The sequence below is a fragment of the Pseudomonas sp. TH41 genome (genome assembly GCF_016650695.1).
Lineage (GTDB): Bacteria > Pseudomonadota > Gammaproteobacteria > Pseudomonadales > Pseudomonadaceae > Aquipseudomonas.
In genome coordinates, this window is the sequence record NZ_JAEKFH010000001.1 from 12280 (window position 1) to 32287 (window position 20008).

Sequence of the window (20008 nt, forward strand, 5' to 3'; positions counted from 1 at the left end):
GGTTTCTATGTTCGATAAAAACAATAAGCTGCGACATAGCGTTTCATTGGCAGCCATGCTGGCACTCAGCGGGTTGAGCGCTGCGGCGTGGGCCGATGCCTATGAAGAGGCTGCGAAGAAATGGATTGGCAGCGAGTTCACACCGTCCACCCTGACGCCAGAGCAGCAGCTCGCGGAACTGAAGTGGTTCATCAAGGCCGCCGAGCCGTTTCGCGGTATGGACATCAAGGTCGTTTCGGAAACCCTGACCACTCACGAGTATGAGTCCAAGGTGTTGGCCAAGGCCTTTGCCGAGATCACCGGGATCAAAGTGACCCACGATTTGCTGCAAGAAGGCGATGTGGTGGAAAAACTGCAGACCGTAATGCAATCGGACAAGAGCATCTATGACGGCTGGGTAAACGACTCCGATTTGATCGGTACACATTTCCGTTATGGCAAGACCGAAGCCATCACCGACCTGATGGCCAATGAAGGTAAAAACTTCACGTCGCCCACCCTGGATATCAAGGATTTCATCGGCATTTCCTTCACCACCGCTCCCGATGGCAAGCTCTATCAATTGCCCGATCAACAGTTCGCCAACCTCTATTGGTTCCGTGCTGACTGGTTCGAACGGCCGGAGCTGAAAGCCAAATTCAAGGAAAAGTACGGTTACGAGTTGGGCGTGCCGGTGAACTGGTCGGCCTATGAAGACATCGCCAAATTCTTCAGCGAAGACGTCAAGGAAATCGACGGCAAGCGGGTCTACGGGCACATGGACTATGGCAAGAAAGACCCTTCCCTGGGCTGGCGCTTCACCGATGCCTGGTTCTCCATGGCCGGTGGTGGCGACAAGGGGCTGCCCAATGGCTTGCCGGTGGACGAGTGGGGCATTCGGGTGGAGGATTGCCATCCGGTGGGCTCCAGCGTGACTCGCGGCGGCGACACCAACGGCCCCGCGGCAGTCTTTGCCACACAGAAATATGTCGACTGGCTCAAGGCCTATGCACCACCGGAAGCGGCAGGGATGACCTTTTCCGAATCCGGCCCGGTGCCGTCCCAGGGCAATATCGCCCAACAGATCTTCTGGTACACCGCGTTCACGGCTGACATGACCAAGCCAGGGCTGCCCGTGGTGAACGCCGATGGCACACCGAAATGGCGCATGGCGCCTTCGCCACGAGGGCCGTATTGGGAGGAGGGCATGAAGCTTGGGTATCAGGACGTGGGTTCCTGGACGTTCATGAAGTCCACGCCTGAGAAACAGAAACTGGCGGCCTGGCTTTATGCGCAGTTCGTGACCTCGAAAACCGTGTCGTTGAAGAAAACCATCGTCGGTCTGACACCCATCCGCGAGTCGGACATCAACTCACAAGCGATGACCGATCTGGCGCCAAAACTCGGTGGCCTGGTGGAGTTCTACCGCAGCCCGGCCCGCGTGCAATGGACCCCGACCGGGACCAATGTGCCGGACTATCCGCGTTTGGCGCAACTGTGGTGGAGCCACATCGCCGAAGCCGCCAGCGGCGATAAAACCCCGCAACAGGCGTTGGATGGTCTGGCCAAGGATCAGGACGCGATTATGTCCCGCCTGGAACGCTCGAAGGCGCAAGCCGTCTGCGCGCCGAAAATGAACCCCGAGCGCGATGCGCAGTACTGGTTCGACCAGCCGGGTGCACCGAAACCGAAACTGGCGAACGAGAAGCCCAAGGGTGAAACCGTGAGCTACAACGAACTGCTGAAATCGTGGGCGGACGCACGCAAGTAATGACTGGACTGTGAACGGCGAACGGCACCGCAAGGTGCCGTTTTTGTTAGTGCCCGATCCAACCTCTTCGCGAGCAGGCTCGCTCCCACATTTGACCGTATTCCCTTGAGCGAACTCGATCACCTGTGGGAGCGAGCCTGCTCGCGATGGCATCATCGGACATAACAGTGGATTCAGCTTAGCGCTGCCAGTTGTTCTACCGTCTCCGGAAAACGCTCAACCAACCGAATCAGCGTCGTTGCCTGAGCATTAGGTTTGGCCCGTCCTTGCTCCCAGTTTTCCAACGTCCGGGTATTCGTACGCAAATACATCGCGAATACCGAACGGGAAAGGTTGAGCTGTTGGCGTATGGCTACCACCTCCTCAGCAGTGATTGGTACCAGTTTTGGCAGTTTGACCTTGTGAGTTCGCAGCGTGACCTTGCCTTGGCGCTCGTCGGCCAAGGCCTCAAGGCCTTCCATCAGTTCGGTAAAAATGTCACGTTTCATAGTGGGATCTCGTGTTGATTTCGCTATCTAGAGCTTGTCTGAAAAGTTTCTTCTGGGAAGGTGACAGGTCGTCTTGCTCGTTTTTGCTATATACGGTGAACAGCCAGAATTGATCAAAACCCGACCACCAGTAATAAATCACCCTTAATCCGCTGCGCTTGCCTTTGCCTCGTCGTTGGTCGGAGAAACGGATTTTTCGCAACCCGCCCATACCTTCCACTAGATCGCCCGCTTCCGGGTTTTTCAGCAGCTCCAGTTGAAAGCTGCGAAACAGTTCGTCGTCCAGGTAGTCATTTCTGTTCTTTTGAAATCCAGGTAATTCGATAAAAAGAGCGTCCATGTTCTGTACGTTACCTGCGTATATTTCTATCACAAGAATCGAATAGGTCAAGGCGTGTGTTCCTGCCAATTCGGTCAAGCCATTACGATAAATTCGAACACGGGCAGAAGGCTGTAGGACGAGGCGGATATACAAGCAAGGGTATTCTGGAAATTCGAGAGGAGCGGAGAGCGAAAGCGGTCCGACGAAGAGGTCATCCCAGACAACCGATGACTTTTGACCGCTTGCCTGCATACAGCTCAAAAGATCGCAGCCTGCGGCAGCTCCTACACGGGATTTGCATTTCCCTGTAGGAGCTGCCGCAGGCTGCGATCTTTTGATCTTGAAACCCAAAAAGCAAAAACGGCACCCGAAGGTGCCGTTTCTGTTTTCTACCTACAACTGCTTAAGCGATCAACCCGCCAGTACGGCCTGCTTAACCAAAACCAGCAATGGCTGTGGATACAGCCCCAGGAAGAACGCCAGTACGGCGATGGCCAGCAGCATGACGCCGCCAGCACGTTGTTCCCAGTGCAGTTGCGCATCGTGGCGACGCAGGTTCGGCTCGATCAGGTACAGGGTGACCATGACGCGCAGGTAGTAGAAGACGCCGATGGCGCTGCCCAGTACCAGGGAACCGACCAGCCACCATTGGTGCGACTCGACGCCGGTAGCAATGATGTAGAACTTGCCGATGAAGCCCGCGGTCAGCGGGATGCCGGCCAGGGACAACATCATCACGGTCAGTACGGCGGTCAGGTACGGACGGCGCCAGAACAGGCCGCGGTATTCGTACAGGGCATCGGCGTCACGGCCGTTGTACGGCGAGGACATCAGCGTGATCACGCCGAACGCACCGAGGCTGGTGATCACGTAGGTGACCAGGTACACGCCGATGGCTTCCACGGCCAGGCCTTTGCTCGCCACCAGGGCGATCAGCAGGTAACCGAAGTGAGCGATGGACGAGTAACCCAGCAGACGCTTGAGGTTGCTTTGGGTCAGTGCCAGCAAGTTACCGAACAGGATCGACGCGATGGCGATGATGGTCAGTACGTCGCTCAGTACACCGCTGCTCGCCGCTGGCGAAATCTGGAACAGGCGCACCATCACCGCGAACACAGCGACTTTCGACGCGGTCGCCAGGAACGCGGCCACCGGTGCCGGAGCACCTTCGTAAACGTCCGGGGTCCAGAGGTGGAATGGCACCAGCGACAGCTTGAAGGCCAGACCGATCAGCATCATGCCCAGGCCCATTTGAGCCAGCGAGCTTGGCAGCCCGGTGGCCGCTAGGGCCTGGCCGATACCGACGAAGCTCAGGCTGCCGGAATCGGCGTAGAGCAGGGCCATACCGAACAACAGGAACGCGGAACCGGCGGCCGACAGCACCATGTACTTGATGCCGGCTTCCAGCGAACGTTTGTTGAAGAACGCGTAAGCCACCAGACCGTAAACCGGTACCGAGAGCAGTTCCAGACCGACGAACAACCCGGCCAGGTGCTGCGCGCTGACCAGTACCAGACCACCTGCGGCGGCCATCAGGATCAGCAGGTAAAGTTCTTCACGGTTGCCGGGGTAACCCGAACCGCCATCGCCGAGGTAGGCGTGGGCGAGGGTCACACAAGCGAGGGTGGCGACCAGGATCAGCGCCATGTACAGACACGCGAAGCTATCGATTTGCAGCAGTGGGGTCACCGCCAATGGCGCGACTTTCAGCGCTGGCAGGATCGACAGCAACGCCAGGTTCAGACCTGCCACGGAAATCAGGAAGGTCTGCGAGTGGTTGCGGCGCCAGGCGATTGCCAGCATCACCACGATGATCGTGGCGCTGGTGATCAACAACGGCGCAAGCGCGATAAAGTGTTGAGTCGTGAATTCCATAGCGCTCTTACCGGGCCGAAGCGAGTTGAGTGAAGGCGGAGCCGAGCCACTGCTGCACGCCATGCATCGTCGCGGCAGAGGTATCGAGGAACGGTTGCGGGTACACGCCGATGTAAATCAGCAGCGCCGCAAGCCCGACCACCATGATCAGTTCGCGACCATCCATGCCATGCAACACCGCGTCCGATTTGGACGGGCCGAAGTAGGCACGGTGGATCATGATCAGCGAGTAGACCGAACCGAACACCAGGCCCGACGTCGCGATCACGGTGATCCATGGCGCAGCGGCGAACGTGCCGATCAGGATCAGGAACTCGCCGACGAAGTTACCGGTGACCGGCAAGCCCAGGGACGCGGCCGCAAAGAACAGGCTGATGGCCGGCAGGTAAGCGATCTTCGACCACAGGCCACCCATCTCACGCATATCGCGGGTGTGGGTGCGTTCGTACAGCTGACCACTCAGGATAAAGAGTGCCGCGGCCGACAGACCGTGAGCCAGCATCTGCATCACCGCGCCCTGCAGCGCCAGTTGGCTGCCGGAGTAGATGCCGATCAACACGAAGCCCATGTGGGAAACGGAGGAGTAGGCGATCAGGCGCTTGATGTCGGTTTGGGCGAAAGCCAGGAACGCACCGTAGAAGATCCCGATCAGACCGAGGGTCATGGCAAACGGCGCAAACTCGGCCGAGGCATTCGGGAACAGCGGCAGGGCGAATCGCAGCAGACCGTAAGCCGCTGTCTTCAACAAGATACCGGCCAGGTCGACGGAACCCGCGGTCGGTGCCTGGGCGTGAGCGTCAGGCAACCAGGAGTGGAACGGCACGACTGGCAGTTTCACCGCGAAAGCGATGAAGAAGCCGAGCATCAGGATGTACTCGGTAGTGAGCGACATCTTGGTTTTCAGCAGGTCGGAATAGTTGAACGTGATCACGCCGGTGCTGTTGAAGTTGACCAGTACCAGGCCCAGGATCGCCACCAACATGATCAGGCCGGACGCCTGAGTGAAGATGAAGAACTTGGTCGCCGCGTAGATCCGGGTTTTCTTGCCGTCCGAAGAACTGTGACCCCAGAGCGCGATGAGGAAGTACATCGGCACCAGCATCATTTCCCAGAAGAAGAAGAACATGAACAGGTCGAGGGCGAGGAACACGCCGACGACGCCGCCCAGGATCCACATCAGGTTCAGGTGGAAGAAGCCAACGTGACGCTGGATCTCTTTCCACGAGCAGAGTACCGAGAGGATACCCAGCAGACCGGTCAGCAGGATCATCAACAGCGACAGGCCGTCGAGGGCCAGGTGCACGCTGATGCCGAAACGCTCGATCCAGATGTGCTTGAACTCAAGCGCCCAGGTCGGATCGGCGCCAGGTGCCGGAGCAAATGAATAATTACCGTGGGCCCACAGCCAGAGGCCGAGCGCGAGTTCCAGGGTCATGGTCAACAGCGCAATCCAGCGGGGGAGGGTAGCGCCGAAGCGCTCACCCATCCAGCACAGCAGGCCGCCGATGAAGGGGATCAGGATTAGCCAAGGCAGAATCATGACGGGCTCAATTCCTTTCGCAAGTTCGCAAGGTTCATATCAGACCGCTACCAGCACGATGGCGCCGATGACCAGCACGGAGCCGGCTGCCATCGATGCCGCGTACCAACGCAGTTGACCGGTTTCGGTACGGCTCAGGGCGGAGTGACTGCCTTTGGCCATACGCGGGATCAGACCGATGGTCTGGTCGAGCGGGTCTCTGCGTAGTGCGTGGCTGATCGCAAGGTATGGCTTGACGAACAGTTTGTCGTAGATCCAGTCGAAGCCCCAGGCAGCGAACCACCAGGCCGAAAGGAAGCGGCCGATGCCGCTGTTGGCGATTGCAGTGACGAACCGACGCTTGCCGAGGAACAGCAGCGCGGACAGCAGGATCCCGGCCAGGGCAATGGCGCCCGAGGCGATTTCCAGACTGTGCTTGGCTTCGCCACCGGCATGGCCGACGCTTTCCGGGAGCACGCCGTGCAGCGGCGGAACGATCATGGCGCCGACGAAGGTCGACAGCACGATCAGCACCGACAGTGGCAACCAGTGAGCGATGCCGTGACCGGCGTGCGCTTCGGTCTTCGCTTCACCGTGGAACGCGATGAAGATCAGGCGGAAGGTGTACAGCGAAGTCATGAACGCACCGACCAGACCTGCATACAGCAGACCGTGGTTGCCGCTGGCGAAGGCTTCCCAGAGGATTTCGTCCTTGGAGTAGAAGCCTGCGGTCACCAGTGGCAGGGCCGAAAGGGCCGCGCCGCCGACGATGAAGCTGGCGTAGGCCAGTGGCAGTTTTTTCCACAGGCCGCCCATCTTGAAGATGTTCTGCTCGTGGTGGCAGGCAACGATCACCGAACCCGACGCAAGGAACAGCAGCGCCTTGAAGAAGGCGTGGGTCATCAGGTGGAAGATCGCGCCATCCCAGGCACCGACGCCCAGCGCCAGGAACATGTAGCCGATCTGGCTCATGGTCGAGTAGGCGAGGATACGTTTGATGTCGGTCTGCACCAGTGCGGCAAAACCTGCCAGCACCAGGGTCACGCCACCCACGACGCCGACCAGGTGCAGGATGTCCGGCGCCAGGGCGAACAGGCCGTGAGTACGGGCGATCAGGTAAACGCCAGCGGTCACCATGGTCGCGGCGTGGATCAGTGCCGAAACCGGAGTAGGACCGGCCATCGCATCCGCCAGCCAGGTTTGCAGCGGCAGTTGTGCGGATTTACCGACAGCGCCGCCCAGCAGCATCAGGGTCGCCAGAACGATCCAGAAGTCGCCGACCTTGAAGTGCTCAGGTGCCTTGACCAGCAGTTCCTGGATGTTCAGCGTGCCCAATTGCGCAAACAGGATGAACAGGCCGATCGCCATGAACACGTCGCCGATGCGGGTGACGATAAAGGCTTTGAGCGCCGCGTTACCGTTGTTGCGGTTGCTGTAGTAGAAACCGATCAACAGGTACGAGCACAGGCCCACGCCTTCCCAACCGAAGTACAGGAACAACAGGTTATCGCCCAGGACCAGGAACAGCATGCTGGCGATAAACAGGTTGGTGTAGGCGAAGAAGCGCGAGTAACCGGCTTCACCGCGCATGTACCAGGACGCGAACAGGTGGATCAGGAAGCCGACGCCGACGACCACACCGAGCATGGTCACGGACAGACCATCCAGGTACAGCGCGAAGTTCGGCGTAAAGCCTTCCACCGCCATCCACTGCCACAACACCTGGGTGTAGTGGCCACCTTCCGGTGGCGCGACGTTGAATTGCCAGATCACGTAAGCCGCGACGATGGCAGACAGGCCGATGGAACCGACGCCGATCAGCGCCGACAGGTTTTCCGAGAAGCGGCCGCGCGAAAACGCCAGCAGCAGGAAACCTATAAGAGGGAATACGAAAGTCAGATAGAGAAGATTCATCCGCGCATCTCGCTGGCAGCGTCGATATCGAGAGTGTGGAAGCGGCGATACAGCTGCAACAGAATCGCCAGGCCAATACTGGCCTCGGCGGCTGCCAGGCTGATCACCAGGATGAACATGATCTGTCCATCCGGCTGCGCCCAGCGGCTACCGGCAACGATGAACGCCAACGCGGAGGCATTCATCATGACCTCCAGGCTCATCAGCACGAAGAGAATGTTGCGCCGGACCATCAGGCCGACCAGACCGAGGCAGAACAGGATGCCGGCAACGGCCAGGCCATGTTCCAAGGGGATAGCAGGCATAGTTATTGCTCCTTCGCCTCGTTGCGGCCCAAGTGGAACGCCGTGACGGCTGCGGCGAGCAGCAACATCGAGGCGAGTTCGACCACCAGCAGGTAAGGACCGAACAGGCTGATGCCCACGGCCTTGGCGTCTACGGTGGTGTGGCCGAGGGCCTGACCGCTGGAGTGACTGAACAGCACGTACAGCAATTCAGCCAGCAGCAGGGCGCCAAGAATGACCGGGCCGAGCCAGATGCCGGGCTTGAGCCAGACGCGCTCTTGCTGAACCGAGGCCGGGCCCAGGTTCAGCATCATCACCACGAACACGAACAGCACCATGATGGCGCCAGCGTAGGCGATCACTTCCAGCACACCGGCAAACGGCGCGCCGAGGGCGAAGAACGTCATCGCCACGGAGATCAGCGAAATGATCAGGTAGAGCAGGGCGTGCACAGGGTTGGTGTTGGTGATCACGCGAAGCGTGGACACAACAGCGACACCCGATGCGAAATAGAAAGCGAATTCCATCTTTCTTCCTTAAGGCAGCAAGCTCTTCACGTTGATCGGCTGGGCTTCGTTCTGCGCGGAGCCTTTCGGCTTCCCGGCAATCGCCATACCTGCAACACGATAGAAGTTGTAATCAGGGTTTTTGCCGGGGCCGGAGATCAATAGATCTTCTTTCTCGTAAACCAGGTCCTGACGTTTGAACTCGGCCATCTCGAAATCCGGTGTCAGCTGGATCGCGGTGGTCGGGCAGGCTTCCTCGCAGAGGCCGCAGAAAATGCAGCGCGAGAAGTTGATGCGGAAGAAGTCCGGGTACCAGCGACCGTCTTCGGTTTCAGCTTTCTGCAGCGAGATGCAGCCGACCGGGCACGCCACGGCGCACAGGTTGCAGGCTACACAACGCTCTTGGCCATCGGGGTCGCGGGTCAGGACGATGCGCCCACGAAAGCGCGGCGGCAGGTACACGGCTTCTTCCGGGTACTGCAGCGTGTCGCGCTTGCGGAAGGCATGGCTGAAAATCATCACCAGGCTGCGAAGCTGAGTGAAGAAGCCGTGCACGATGTCAAAAATATACTTCATGATTCTCTATCCTCACTGAGCCGCGACGGCGGGCGTGTTGAGCAACACGATCGCAGCGGTCACCAGCATGTTGACGAGGGTCAGCGGCAGGCAGAACTTCCAGCTGAAGTCCATCACTTGGTCATACCGTGGGCGCGGAATCGAGGCGCGCAGCAGGATGAAGAACATGATGAAGAACGCGGTTTTCAGTGCGAACCAGATGAACGGGATCTGCGGCAGAATGCCAAACGGGCCGTGCCAGCCACCGAAGAACAAGGTCACCAGCAGCGCCGAAATCAACACGATGCCGATGTACTCACCGACGAAAAACATGCCCCATTTCATGCCGGCGTATTCAATGTGGTAACCGTCGGCCAGTTCCTGCTCTGCTTCCGGCTGGTCGAACGGGTGACGGTGAGTCACGGCGACGCCGGCAATGAAGAAGGTCAGGAAACCGAAGATCTGCGGAATGACGAACCACAGGTTCTGCGCTTGGTATTCAACGATGTCGCGCATGTTGAACGAGCCAACCTGGATCACGATGCCCATCAGCGACAGGCCCATGAACACTTCGTACGACACGGTTTGTGCCGAGGCCCGCAAGCTGCCCAACAGGGCGAACTTGTTGTTGCTCGACCAGCCGGCGAACAGCACCGCGTAGACTGACAGGCCAGCCATGGCGAAGAAGAACAGGATGCCGATGTTGATATCCGCCACGCCCCAGGTCGGGGTGATCGGGATGATTGCGAAGGCAATCAGCAAGGCGCTCATGGCCACGACCGGTGCCAAGGTGAAGATCACCTTGTCGGCGAACGGCGGCGTCCAGTCTTCCTTGAAGAACATCTTGATCATGTCGGCCGCAATCTGGAACGCGCCGAACGGGCCGACGCGGTTCGGACCGTAACGGTCCTGCCAGAGGGCGAGCAGACGACGCTCGACCCAGCTCAGCAGTGCGCCGCACACCACGACGGCGAGCAGAATCACGATGGCCTTGAGGACCGCGATGATCACGTCAATCACTTCAGGCGTGAACCAGGTCATTGAGCTGCCTCCTGCAGACCGTCAACGGATTTGCCAAAAATCGCGGGTGGAATGCCGGCGATACCGGCCGGCAAAGCGACCAGACCGGCACCCAGCTCTTCGTTGATGCGCAGCGGCAGACGCAAGGTCTGGCCAGCCACGTTCAAGCTCAGCATGGCGCCGTCATTGACACCCAGGCGGTCGGCTTCGGATTTGGCCAGTGACACGTAGGCGGCCGGGATGCGTTCCTGAACCGGCGCGGCTTTGGAAGAGTTCTCTTCGCTGCCGAACAGGTGGAAGAACGGCACAACCTGCCAGGTGCCCGGAGCCGGGTTGAATGCGCGCGGAACAGCGGCGAACCAGTTCAGCGAGTCACCGGTGCTTTCGATCAGGCGGGTGCCCGGGTCGCCAGCGCGGATGTGACCACCGACTTCGTCCTGGAACTTGTTCCAGGCTTGCGGCGAGTTCCAGCCCGGCGACCAGGCGAATGGCACTTGCTGACGCGGTTCGACCGAACCCGAGTAACCTTCCATGGAGAACGAGAACGCGGTGTCGTTGTCCTGGGAAGTACGCGGTTCGTGCACGCTGATGTCGGCGCGCATGGCGGTACGACCGGAGTAACGCAGCGGTTCGCGGGCCAGTTTCAAGCCTTTGATGCGGAACGCGGCAGACGGTGCGGCGCTGACGATGCCAGCCAGTTGCGCGTTGCTTGCAGCACAGGCAGCGGTGACGTGGTCCAGTTGGCTCCAGTCGATCGGCTGATTCAGCAGGGTGGCACGCAGGGCGTGCAGCCAGCGCCAGCCTTCGTGAACCAGAATGCTTGCATCGAGGTACGTCGGGTCGAAGACCTGGAAGAAGCGCTGGGCGCGACCTTCCTGGCTGACCAGCGTACCGTCGCCTTCAGCGAAGCTGGCGGCTGGCAGAACCAGGTGCGCGCGATCGCTGGTGGCGGTCTTCTGATGGTCGGCAACGATCACCACTTTCGCGGCGGTCAGGGCAGCATCGACACGGGCTTTGTCGGTACGGGTGTACAGATCGTTTTCCAGCACGACGATGGCGTCGGCCTTGCCTTCGATCACGGCTTGCAGCGCGGCGTCGACCGATTCGCCACCGAGCATGGCCAGGCCGAGGCTGTTGGCCTCTGGCACGATCAGGCTGATGGAACCGTTCTTCTCGCGCAGCTTCAACGCTTTGGCAATGTTCGCCGCCGCTTCGATCAGCGCCTTGGAACCCAACGAGGTGCCGGCAATGATCAGTGGACGCTTGGCCGCGAGCAGGGCGTCGGCAATGCGTTTGGCCAGTGCGAGGGCTTCAGCATCGAGGCCTTCAACCGCCGGGGCGCTGGCGTCGAGGGCGTGAGCCACGGCGAAACCGATGCGGGCCAGGTCGTCTGGCGCGGCGTGAACGCATTCTTCAGCGATGTCGTCGAGCTTGGTTTCAGCCAGGCTGGCGATGAACAACGGGTTCAGCGCGTGCTGACCGATGTTCTTCACCGCCGCGTCGAGCCAAGGCTGGACGCGCATGGCGTCGGCCATGTCTTCGGCTTTGCCTTTGACCGATTGACGCAGGGACAGCGCCATACGGGCAGCGGTCTGGGTCAGGTCTTCACCGAGGACGAAAATGGCGTCGTGGTCTTCGATGTCGCGCATGTTCGGGATCGGCAGCGGGCTGTCGTTCAGCACCTGCATGACCAGGCGAATGCGATCCAGCTCAGCGGCTTCGATACCCGAGTAGAAGTGCTCGGCGCCGACCAGTTCGCGCAACGCGTAGTTGCTTTCGAGGCTGGCACGGGGCGAACCGATACCGACGATGTTGCGACCGCGCAGCAGGTCAGCGGCTTTATCCAGCGCTTCGTCGAGGCTCAGCTTGGCGCCGTTGGCCAGCAATGGCTGACGAGGGCGGTCTTCGCGGTTGACGTAGCCATAGCCGAAACGGCCACGGTCGCACAGGAAGTACTGGTTTACCGAACCGTTGAAACGGTTTTCGATACGACGCAGTTCACCGTAGCGCTCGCCCGGGGAGATGTTGCAACCGCTGGAGCAGCCATGGCAGATGCTCGGCGAGAACTGCATGTCCCACTTACGGTTGTAGCGCTCGGAGTGAGTCTTGTCGGTGAACACACCGGTCGGGCAGACCTCGGTGAGGTTGCCGGAGAACTCGCTTTCCAGGGTGCCGTCTTCAACGCGACCGAAGTACACGTTGTCGTGGGCGCCGAACACACCGAGGTCGGTGCCGCCGGCGTAGTCCTTATAGAAGCGCACGCAGCGATAGCAGGCGATGCAGCGGTTCATTTCGTGGGAAATGAACGGGCCCAGTTGCTGGTTCTGGTGGGTACGCTTGGTGAAGCGATAACGGCGCTCGTTGTGGCCGGTCATCACGGTCATGTCTTGCAGGTGGCAGTGACCGCCTTCCTCACAGACCGGGCAGTCGTGGGGGTGGTTGGTCATCAGCCATTCAACGACGCTGGCGCGAAATACTTTCGCTTCTTCGTCGTCGATGGAGATCCAGCTGCCGTCGGTGGCGGGGGTCATGCAGGACATGACGATCCGACCACGCTTGTCGTTTTCGTCGGTGTACTGCTTGACCGCGCACTGGCGGCAAGCGCCAACGCTGCCAAGGGCGGGGTGCCAGCAGAAATACGGGATATCGAGGCCTAGCGACAGACATGCCTGTAACAGGTTGTCTGCCCCATCGACTTCGAGCTCTTTGCCGTCTACGTGGATAGTGGCCATGGTTCAAAGTTCTTCGTTGGCCCGGTGTCAGCGGGCGTGGCTAATGGAATCTTGTTATTCGCGTGAATCAACACAGCCGTTCAAGGCGTCATCACACGAGAAGGCGAAGGGCACGGACCCTTCGCCTTTTTTAAGCGTTTACGCGCCGACTACGATCGGCCTTGCCAGAGGCGGGACGGCGGCGCTGGTGGGCGCGATACCGGCTTCGAACTCTGGACGGAAGTATTTGATTGCGCTGCCCAACGGCTCCACGGCGCCCGGTGCGTGAGCACAGAAGGTCTTGCCTGGGCCGAGGAAACCGACCAGACCCAGCAGGGTCTCGATATCGCCGGCTTGCCCTTCACCGTTCTCGATCGCGCGCAGAAGCTTGACGCTCCACGGCAGACCGTCACGGCACGGGGTGCAGAAACCGCAGGATTCGCGGGAGAAGAACTCTTCCATGTTGCGCAACAAGGACACCATGTTGACGCTGTCGTCCACCGCCATGGCCAGGCCGGTACCCATACGGGTGCCCACTTTGGCGATGCCGCCGGCGTACATTTGTGCGTCCAGGTGTTCCGGCAACAGGAAGCCGGTACCGGCGCCGCCTGGCTGCCAGCACTTGAGCTTGAAGCCGTCGCGCATGCCACCGGCGTAGTCTTCGAACAGCTCGCGGCCGGTGACGCCGAACGGCAGTTCCCACAGGCCCGGGTTCTTGACCTTGCCAGAGAAGCCCATGAGCTTGGTGCCCATGTCTTCGCTGCCTTCACGGGCCAACGATTTGTACCAGTCCACGCCGTCGGCAATGATTGCCGGCACGTTGCACAGGGTTTCAACGTTGTTCACGCACGTCGGCTTGCCCCACACGCCAACGGCAGCCGGGAAGGGCGGCTTGGAGCGCGGGTTGGCGCGGCGGCCTTCGAGGGAGTTGATCAGTGCGGTTTCTTCACCGCAGATATAACGCCCGGCGCCGGTGTGGACGAACAGTTCGAAATCGAAGCCGCTGCCCAGGATGTTCTTGCCCAGCAGGCCGGCTGCCTTGGCTTCTTCCACGGCACGGTTCAGGTGCTTGGCGGCGGTGGTGTATTCGCCACGCAGGAAGATGTAGCCACGGTAGGTTTTCAGCGCGCGAGCACTGATCAGCATGCCTTCGATCAGCAGATGGGGCAGTTGCTCCATCAGCATGCGGTCTTTCCAGGTGTTCGGCTCCATTTCATCCGCGTTGCACAGCAGGTAGCGGATGTTGATGGATTCGTCCTTGGGCATCAGGCCCCACTTCACACCCGTGGGGAAGCCTGCACCGCCGCGACCTTTCAAGCCCGAATCCTTCACGGTCTGGACGATGTCGTCCTGAGCCATGTCGGCGAAGGCTTTGCGCGCAGCGGCGTAACCGTTCTTGGCCTGGTACTCGTCGAGCCACACGGCTTCGCCGTCGTCACGCAGACGCCAGGTCAGCGGGTGAGTCTCCGCCGAACGCTTGATGCGGTTGGCAGGGCCGAAGGAAGTCAGGGTCATACGTAGCCCTCGAGCAGTTTGGCAACGCCGGCAGGCTGCACATCACCGAAAGTGTCGTCGTCGATCATCAGCGCTGGCGCCTTGTCGCAGTTGCCGAGGCAGCAGACCGGCAGCAGGGTGAAACGACCGTCGGCGGTGGTCTGACCCAGGCCGATGCCGAGCTTGCTCTGGATTTCGCTGACCACGGACTCGTGGCCACCGATGTAGCAGACCATGCTGTCGCAGACGCGAATGATGTGGCGGCCGACTGGCTGACGGAAGATCTGGCTATAGAACGTCGCCACGCCTTCAACGTCGCTCGCCGGAATGCCGAGGATCTCGCCGATGGCGTAGAGCGCGCCGTCAGGCACCCAGCCACGTTCCTTCTGGACGATCTTCAGGGCTTCGATCGACGCCGCGCGCGGGTCTTCGTAGTGATGCAGCTCGTGCTCGATGGCCGAGCGCTCGGTTTCGCTCAAGGCGAAACGGTCTGTCTGGATAAGCGTGCTGTTCATGCTTAGCGGTCCACGTCGGCCATAACGAAATCGATACTACCCAGGTACGCGATCAAGTCCGCGACCATGCTGCCTTTGATCACCGAAGGGATCTGCTGCAAGTGCGGGAAGCTTGGAGTACGAATCCGGGTGCGGTAGCTCATGGTGCCGCCATCGCTCGTCAGGTAATAACTGTTGATGCCCTTGGTCGCTTCGATCATCTGGAAGGATTCGTTGGCCGGCATGACCGGGCCCCACGAAACTTGCAGGAAGTGCGTGATCAAGGTCTCGATGTGCTGCAGCGTGCGCTCTTTCGGCGGCGGCGTGGTCAGCGGGTGATCCGCCTTGTACGGGCCTTCCGGCATGTTGCGCATGCACTGCTCGATGATTTTCAGGCTCTGGCGCATTTCTTCGACGCGCACGATGCAACGGTCGTAGGCATCGCCATTGGCTGCCAGCGGGACTTCGAATTCGAAGTTCTCGTAGCCCGAGTACGGACGCGCTTTACGCAGGTCGAAGTCGCAACCGGTCGAACGCAGGCCTGCACCGGTGACGCCCCATTCCAGGGCTTCTTTGGTGTTGTAGGCGGCGACGCCGATGGTCCGGCCTTTGAGGATGCTGTTGTCCAGGGCGGCTTTCTGGTATTCGTCCAGACGCTTTGGCATCCACTCGACGAAGTCTTTCACCAGTTTTTCCCAGCCGCGCGGCAGGTCGTGGGCGACGCCACCAATGCGGTACCAGGCCGGGTGCAGGCGGAAACCGGTGATGGCTTCGATCACCGTGTACGCCTTCTGGCGGTCGGTGAAGGTGAAGAACACCGGGGTCATGGCGCCGACGTCCTGGATGTACGTCCCCAGGAACAGCAGGTGGCTGGTGATCCGGAAGAACTCGGCCATCATGATGCGGATGACGTCGACTTTCTCGGGCACCTTGATGCCGGCCAGCTTCTCGACCGAGAGCACGTACGGCAGGTTGTTCATCACGCCGCCGAGGTAGTCGATACGGTCGGTGTACGGAATGAAGCTGTGCCAGGACTGACGCTCGGCCATCTTCTCGGCACCACGGTGGTGGTAACCGACGTCAGGCACGCAATCGACGATCTCTTCACCGTCCAGCTGCAGGATGATGCGGAACGCACCGTGCGCGGAAGGGTGGTTCGGGCCGAGGTTGAGGAACATGTAGTCCTCGTTCGCACCGGAACGCTTCATGCCCCAGTCTTCAGGCTTGAAGCGCGCGGCTTCTTCCTCAAGCTGTTGCTTGGCCAGGTTCAGGGTGAACGGGTCGAACTCGGTGGCACGGGCCGGAAAGTCCTTGCGCAACGGGTGACCTTCCCAGGTCGGCGGCATCATGATACGGGTCAGGTGCGGGTGGCCGGCAAAGTTGATGCCGTACATGTCCCACACTTCACGCTCGTACCAGTTGGCGTTCGGCCAGATGCCGGTAACGGTTGGCACGCTGAGGTCGCTCTCGGACAAGGCGACCTTGATCATCACGTCACTATTACGTTCGATCGACATCAAGTGATAGAACACAGTGAAGTCGGCGCCGCTTGGCAGCCCTTGACGCTTGGTGCGCAGACGCTCGTCCACGCCGTGCAGGTCATAGAGCATGACGTACGGCTTGGGCAGGTTGCGCAGGAAGGTCATCACTTCGACGAGTTTGGCACGGGCAACCCAAAGCACCGGCATGCCGGTGCGGGTAGGCTGGGCGGTAAACGCCTCGGGGCCAAAACGGTTATTCAGTTCGACGACCACATCCTGGTCGTCTGCCTTATAAGGCGGGATGTACAGAGCACTGCCTGTAGTCATGGTTATTTATCGCTTTCGGTCAACGTAAAGAATGAAGCCAGTTTCTTGTTCTATTAAAGAAGCAGAGCTGGATCAGACTTCGTCGGGGCTGCGCAGGTTGGTGACTGCGATTCGCTGTTCGCGGCGCTTTTCCTTTTCGGAAGGCATCTCGGCGCGATAAACGCCTTGATCACCAACGACCCAGGAAAGTGGGCGACGCTCCTGTCCAATCGACTCCTGCAACAGCATCAAGCCTTGCAGAAAAGCTTCAGGGCGGGGCGGGCAGCCAGGCACGTAGACGTCCACGGGCAGGAACTTGTCCACCCCTTGAACGACAGAGTAGATGTCGTACATGCCACCGGAGTTGGCGCACGAACCCATGGAAATGACCCATTTAGGTTCGAGCATTTGCTCGTAGAGACGCTGAATGATCGGCGCCATCTTGATGAAGCAGGTACCGGCGATAACCATGAAATCCGCCTGACGCGGCGATGCCCGGATGACCTCGGCGCCAAAGCGCGCGATGTCGTGGGGCGCCGTGAAGGCGGTGGTCATTTCCACGTAGCAGCACGAAAGACCGAAGTTATACGGCCATAGGGAGTTCTTGCGCCCCCAGTTGATCGTGCCGTTAAGCACGTCTTCGAGCTTGCCCATGAAGATGTTTTTGTGGACTTGATCTTCTAACGGATCGGAAACGGTTTCCCGTTCGCCAATCGGATACTGCTCGTTAGGAGCATCGGGGTCGATCCTGGTGAGATTGTATTGCATTGCCAAAGCCTCATTGTTTCAGCTTCGCTTGCCGCTTAAGACGAGCTGCCGGAGCCCAGTCAAGGGCGCCCACTCGAAATAGGTAGACAAGACCTGCCAACAGAATTGCTATGAAAACGAGAGCTTCGACGAATCCGGTCCAGCCGCTTTCGCGGACGGACACAGACCAGGCAAAGAGAAAAAGGGCTTCGATATCGAAGATCACGAAGAGCATCGCGACCAGATAGAATTTGGCTGAGAGCCGCAAGCGGGCGCCACCTGTAGGTAGCATGCCGGATTCGAACGGTTCGTTTTTGCTGCGGCCCCAGGCTTTTGACCCAAGGAGGCTGGAAACGCCAAGCATGAAGGCGCAGAGGCCGGCAACGCCCAGAAGGAAAATGGCAAAGCCCCAGTTGTGGGCCATGAGTCCTGTCGCTTCGGGCATGCTGGTAATCCTTAACAGAGAGCAAAGGTCTCTGAGCTTGAAAAAGAAACAACGCAGTGACGATATGTCGCAGCAATCAATCCCGCTGATTTTATGGCTAAACACCGTGCAAGTAAAATTCAGATAGCGAATTTATTTATAGGAATAAGGACATAGCGAACGGCAAAAGCGCCGTAGCCCTTGCGATGCGGGCATTAGGCGGCATTTCGTCAATTATGTTTTGTAGGGAATGTAACGAACATACTTGGCGCTAAATGATAATCAATATTGTTTGGCTTGGTTTTTAATCTGCTTAACGGGCAAGTGTTCATGAAGTTGTCTTATATGCGCCTTACTGCAAGTAGCGACGGCGTCTGTTTTAGCTGATTTTTTGCCGTGGGTACGGCCCTGGGTCAATGTTTTTCTGTAGGAGCGAGCTTGCTCGCGATGAATTCGAAGGCGGCGCATTTTTCCAGGCGGTACGCGTCATCGTTCACGTCCATCGTCGGAACGCCGCCCGGAGCAAGCTCGCTCCTACAGGGTTTTTGTGGTGTTGGTGAAATTGCGGGCAAAAAAACGCCCCGAACCAGTCGGGGCGTCAGATGTGCGACGTTGCGGTTAGTTTTCTATCCGTTCCGCAGCGGCCGTTTGCTCAGGCGAAGCCGATCAGTGGAACTGTTCTTCTTCAGTCGAACCGGTCAGCGCGGTCACCGAAGACGAGCCACCTTGAATCACGGTGGTCATGTCGTCGAAGTAGCCGGTGCCCACTTCCTGCTGGTGAGCCACGAAGGTGTAACCCTTGGCAGCGTCAGCGAACTCTTGCTCTTGCAGTTTCACGTAGGCAGTCATGTCGTTGCGGGCGTAGTCGTGCGCCAGGTTGAACATGCTGTGCCACATGTTGTGAATGCCGGCCAGGGTGATGAACTGGTGCTTGTAACCCATGGCGGACAGTTCACGCTGGAACTTGGCGATGGTCGCGTCGTCCAGGTTTTTCTTCCAGTTGAAGGAAGGCGAGCAGTTGTACGACAGCAGTTGGTCCGGGTATTCCTTTTTGATCGCTTCAGCGAAGCGACGAGCCTCGTCCAGGTCCGGCTTGGCGGTTTCGCACCAGATCAGGTCGGCGTACGGAGCGTAAGCCAGGCCGCGAGCGATTGCCTGGTCCAGGCCGGCGCGCACTTTGTAGAAGCCTTCCTGGGTACGTTCGCCAGTCACGAATGGCTGGTCATACGGGTCGCAGTCGGACGTCAGCAGGTCAGCCGCGTTAGCGTCGGTACGGGCCAGGATGATGGTCGGAGTGCCGGCAACGTCAGCAGCCAGACGGGCAGCGGTCAGCTTCTGTACAGCTTCCTGGGTAGGAACCAGTACCTTGCCGCCCATGTGGCCGCATTTTTTCACGGAAGCCAGTTGGTCTTCGAAGTGAACGCCGGCAGCGCCTGCTTCGATCATGCTCTTCATCAGCTCGTAAGCGTTCAGTACGCCGCCGAAACCGGCTTCAGCATCAGCCACGATCGGTGCGAAGTAGTCGATGTAGCCTTCGTCGCCCGGGCCTTTGCCGGCTTTCCACTGGATCTGGTCAGCACGACGGAACGAGTTGTTGATGCGCTTGACCACAGTTGGAACCGAGTCCACCGGGTACAGCGACTGGTCCGGGTACATCGATTCGGCGGAGTTGTTGTCCGCAGCAACCTGCCAGCCCGACAGGTAGATCGCCTGGATCCCGGCTTTAACTTGTTGTACAGCCTGGCCGCCGGTCAGGGCGCCCATGCAGTTGACGAAATCTTTCTCGGGACGGAAGGACGGCTTGGCGCCCTGGGTTACCAGGTTCCACAGTTTCTCGGCGCCCAGTTTTGCAAAGGTGTGCTCAGGTTGAACCGAGCCACGCAGGCGGACGACGTCAGCAGCGGAGTAAGCGCGAGTCACGCCTTTCCAGCGTGGGTTTTCAGCCCAATCTTTTTCGAGGGCTGCAATTTGCTGTTCGCGTGTCAGTGCCATGGAGATAAACCTCGTCGCGTCTTTTACGGAAAGTTGTTCTGCGGTGGAAAATTCATGCGCTCGCTGACCAGAAGCTTAGGTGGTCAAGTCGGGTTCGGCGGGGAAGGCGACGGGATGAACGATGGG

Annotated in this window: 17 protein-coding genes; 1 reads left to right on the plus strand and 16 read right to left on the minus strand. The window is 59.5% G+C overall.

All coding sequences use genetic code 11. The features are described from left to right. Positions 1-7 precede the first annotated feature (7 nt). Complete coding sequence (locus JFU37_RS00060) at positions 8-1750, plus strand: ABC transporter substrate-binding protein (protein ID WP_201111653.1); 1743 nt, start codon at positions 8-10, stop codon at positions 1748-1750. Between the two features lie 173 nt (positions 1751-1923). Here JFU37_RS00060 and JFU37_RS00065 read toward each other — a convergent pair whose 3' ends face one another. The 16 genes from JFU37_RS00065 to aceA form a co-directional block, all read right to left on the minus strand. Then, positions 1924-2238 carry a helix-turn-helix domain-containing protein gene (locus JFU37_RS00065; protein WP_201111655.1) on the minus strand — a complete coding sequence of 105 codons (315 nt, stop codon included), beginning with the start codon at positions 2236-2238 and terminating at the stop codon, positions 1924-1926. Beyond that, positions 2228-2578 (minus strand): toxin, encoded by a 351-nt coding sequence (locus JFU37_RS00070; protein ID WP_201112591.1) that lies wholly within the window; start codon positions 2576-2578, stop codon positions 2228-2230. Before JFU37_RS00070 ends, JFU37_RS00065 begins: the two co-directional genes overlap by 11 nt. 393 nt (positions 2579-2971) lie before the next feature. Next, positions 2972-4435: an NADH-quinone oxidoreductase subunit NuoN gene (nuoN, locus tag JFU37_RS00075; RefSeq protein WP_201111657.1), complete on the minus strand. Its 1464-nt coding sequence runs from the start codon at positions 4433-4435 to the stop codon at positions 2972-2974. Positions 4436-4442: 7 nt separating this feature from the next. Then, on the minus strand, positions 4443-5975 hold the full coding sequence (gene nuoM / locus JFU37_RS00080; protein ID WP_201111659.1) for an NADH-quinone oxidoreductase subunit M: 1533 nt from the start codon (positions 5973-5975) through the stop codon (positions 4443-4445). Between the two features lie 39 nt (positions 5976-6014). Next, positions 6015-7868, minus strand: coding sequence for an NADH-quinone oxidoreductase subunit L (nuoL, locus tag JFU37_RS00085; protein WP_201111661.1), 1854 nt, complete (start codon positions 7866-7868; stop codon positions 6015-6017). Continuing rightward, on the minus strand, positions 7865-8173 hold the full coding sequence (gene nuoK / locus JFU37_RS00090) for an NADH-quinone oxidoreductase subunit NuoK (protein WP_007940879.1): 309 nt from the start codon (positions 8171-8173) through the stop codon (positions 7865-7867). The genes nuoL and nuoK overlap by 4 nt, the downstream gene beginning before the upstream one ends. Positions 8174-8175: 2 nt before the next feature. Then, positions 8176-8679 (minus strand): NADH-quinone oxidoreductase subunit J, encoded by a 504-nt coding sequence (gene nuoJ, locus JFU37_RS00095; protein ID WP_201111663.1) that lies wholly within the window; start codon positions 8677-8679, stop codon positions 8176-8178. Positions 8680-8688: 9 nt separating this feature from the next. After that, complete coding sequence (gene nuoI, locus JFU37_RS00100; RefSeq protein ID WP_201111665.1) at positions 8689-9234, minus strand: NADH-quinone oxidoreductase subunit NuoI; 546 nt, start codon at positions 9232-9234, stop codon at positions 8689-8691. Positions 9235-9246: 12 nt separating this feature from the next. Beyond that, entirely contained in the window at positions 9247-10254 is a 1008-nt protein-coding gene (nuoH, locus tag JFU37_RS00105) for an NADH-quinone oxidoreductase subunit NuoH (RefSeq protein ID WP_008146046.1), read from the minus strand. After that, positions 10251-12965 carry an NADH-quinone oxidoreductase subunit NuoG gene (gene nuoG / locus JFU37_RS00110; RefSeq protein WP_201111667.1) on the minus strand — a complete coding sequence of 905 codons (2715 nt, stop codon included), beginning with the start codon at positions 12963-12965 and terminating at the stop codon, positions 10251-10253. Before nuoG ends, nuoH begins: the two co-directional genes overlap by 4 nt. 138 nt (positions 12966-13103) lie before the next feature. After that, on the minus strand, positions 13104-14459 hold the full coding sequence (nuoF, locus tag JFU37_RS00115) for an NADH-quinone oxidoreductase subunit NuoF (RefSeq protein ID WP_201111669.1): 1356 nt from the start codon (positions 14457-14459) through the stop codon (positions 13104-13106). Further along, positions 14456-14953, minus strand: coding sequence for an NADH-quinone oxidoreductase subunit NuoE (gene nuoE / locus JFU37_RS00120; protein ID WP_007970445.1), 498 nt, complete (start codon positions 14951-14953; stop codon positions 14456-14458). The genes nuoF and nuoE overlap by 4 nt, the downstream gene beginning before the upstream one ends. 2 nt (positions 14954-14955) lie before the next feature. Beyond that, positions 14956-16740 carry an NADH-quinone oxidoreductase subunit C/D gene (nuoC, locus tag JFU37_RS00125; RefSeq protein WP_201111671.1) on the minus strand — a complete coding sequence of 595 codons (1785 nt, stop codon included), beginning with the start codon at positions 16738-16740 and terminating at the stop codon, positions 14956-14958. Between the two features lie 72 nt (positions 16741-16812). Next, positions 16813-17487, minus strand: a complete 675-nt coding sequence (locus JFU37_RS00130) for a NuoB/complex I 20 kDa subunit family protein (RefSeq protein ID WP_007946424.1) — start codon at positions 17485-17487, stop codon at positions 16813-16815. A gap of 10 nt (positions 17488-17497) precedes the next feature. Continuing rightward, a complete protein-coding gene (locus JFU37_RS00135; protein WP_201111673.1) occupies positions 17498-17911 on the minus strand; it encodes an NADH-quinone oxidoreductase subunit A in 414 nt (137 codons plus the stop codon). A 645-nt stretch (positions 17912-18556) separates the two neighbouring features. Further along, positions 18557-19882, minus strand: a complete 1326-nt coding sequence (aceA, locus tag JFU37_RS00140) for an isocitrate lyase (protein WP_008032724.1) — start codon at positions 19880-19882, stop codon at positions 18557-18559. Between the last annotated feature and the right edge of the window lie 126 nt (positions 19883-20008).

What these genes read in the sequence shown, in the direction of transcription:
- JFU37_RS00060 (WP_201111653.1), top strand. Translation starts at nt 8, where the DNA reads ATGTTCGATAAAAACAATAAGCTGCGACATAGCGTTTCATTGGCAGCC.
- JFU37_RS00065 (WP_201111655.1), bottom strand. Translation starts at nt 2,238, where the DNA reads ATGAAACGTGACATTTTTACCGAACTGATGGAAGGCCTTGAGGCCTTG.
- JFU37_RS00070 (WP_201112591.1), bottom strand. Translation starts at nt 2,578, where the DNA reads ATGGACGCTCTTTTTATCGAATTACCTGGATTTCAAAAGAACAGAAAT.
- nuoN (WP_201111657.1), bottom strand. Translation starts at nt 4,435, where the DNA reads ATGGAATTCACGACTCAACACTTTATCGCGCTTGCGCCGTTGTTGATC.
- nuoM (WP_201111659.1), bottom strand. Translation starts at nt 5,975, where the DNA reads ATGATTCTGCCTTGGCTAATCCTGATCCCCTTCATCGGCGGCCTGCTG.
- nuoL (WP_201111661.1), bottom strand. Translation starts at nt 7,868, where the DNA reads ATGAATCTTCTCTATCTGACTTTCGTATTCCCTCTTATAGGTTTCCTG.
- nuoK (WP_007940879.1), bottom strand. Translation starts at nt 8,173, where the DNA reads ATGCCTGCTATCCCCTTGGAACATGGCCTGGCCGTTGCCGGCATCCTG.
- nuoJ (WP_201111663.1), bottom strand. Translation starts at nt 8,679, where the DNA reads ATGGAATTCGCTTTCTATTTCGCATCGGGTGTCGCTGTTGTGTCCACG.
- nuoI (WP_201111665.1), bottom strand. Translation starts at nt 9,234, where the DNA reads ATGAAGTATATTTTTGACATCGTGCACGGCTTCTTCACTCAGCTTCGC.
- nuoH (WP_008146046.1), bottom strand. Translation starts at nt 10,254, where the DNA reads ATGACCTGGTTCACGCCTGAAGTGATTGACGTGATCATCGCGGTCCTC.
- nuoG (WP_201111667.1), bottom strand. Translation starts at nt 12,965, where the DNA reads ATGGCCACTATCCACGTAGACGGCAAAGAGCTCGAAGTCGATGGGGCA.
- nuoF (WP_201111669.1), bottom strand. Translation starts at nt 14,459, where the DNA reads ATGACCCTGACTTCCTTCGGCCCTGCCAACCGCATCAAGCGTTCGGCG.
- nuoE (WP_007970445.1), bottom strand. Translation starts at nt 14,953, where the DNA reads ATGAACAGCACGCTTATCCAGACAGACCGTTTCGCCTTGAGCGAAACC.
- nuoC (WP_201111671.1), bottom strand. Translation starts at nt 16,740, where the DNA reads ATGACTACAGGCAGTGCTCTGTACATCCCGCCTTATAAGGCAGACGAC.
- JFU37_RS00130 (WP_007946424.1), bottom strand. Translation starts at nt 17,487, where the DNA reads ATGCAATACAATCTCACCAGGATCGACCCCGATGCTCCTAACGAGCAG.
- JFU37_RS00135 (WP_201111673.1), bottom strand. Translation starts at nt 17,911, where the DNA reads ATGCCCGAAGCGACAGGACTCATGGCCCACAACTGGGGCTTTGCCATT.
- aceA (WP_008032724.1), bottom strand. Translation starts at nt 19,882, where the DNA reads ATGGCACTGACACGCGAACAGCAAATTGCAGCCCTCGAAAAAGATTGG.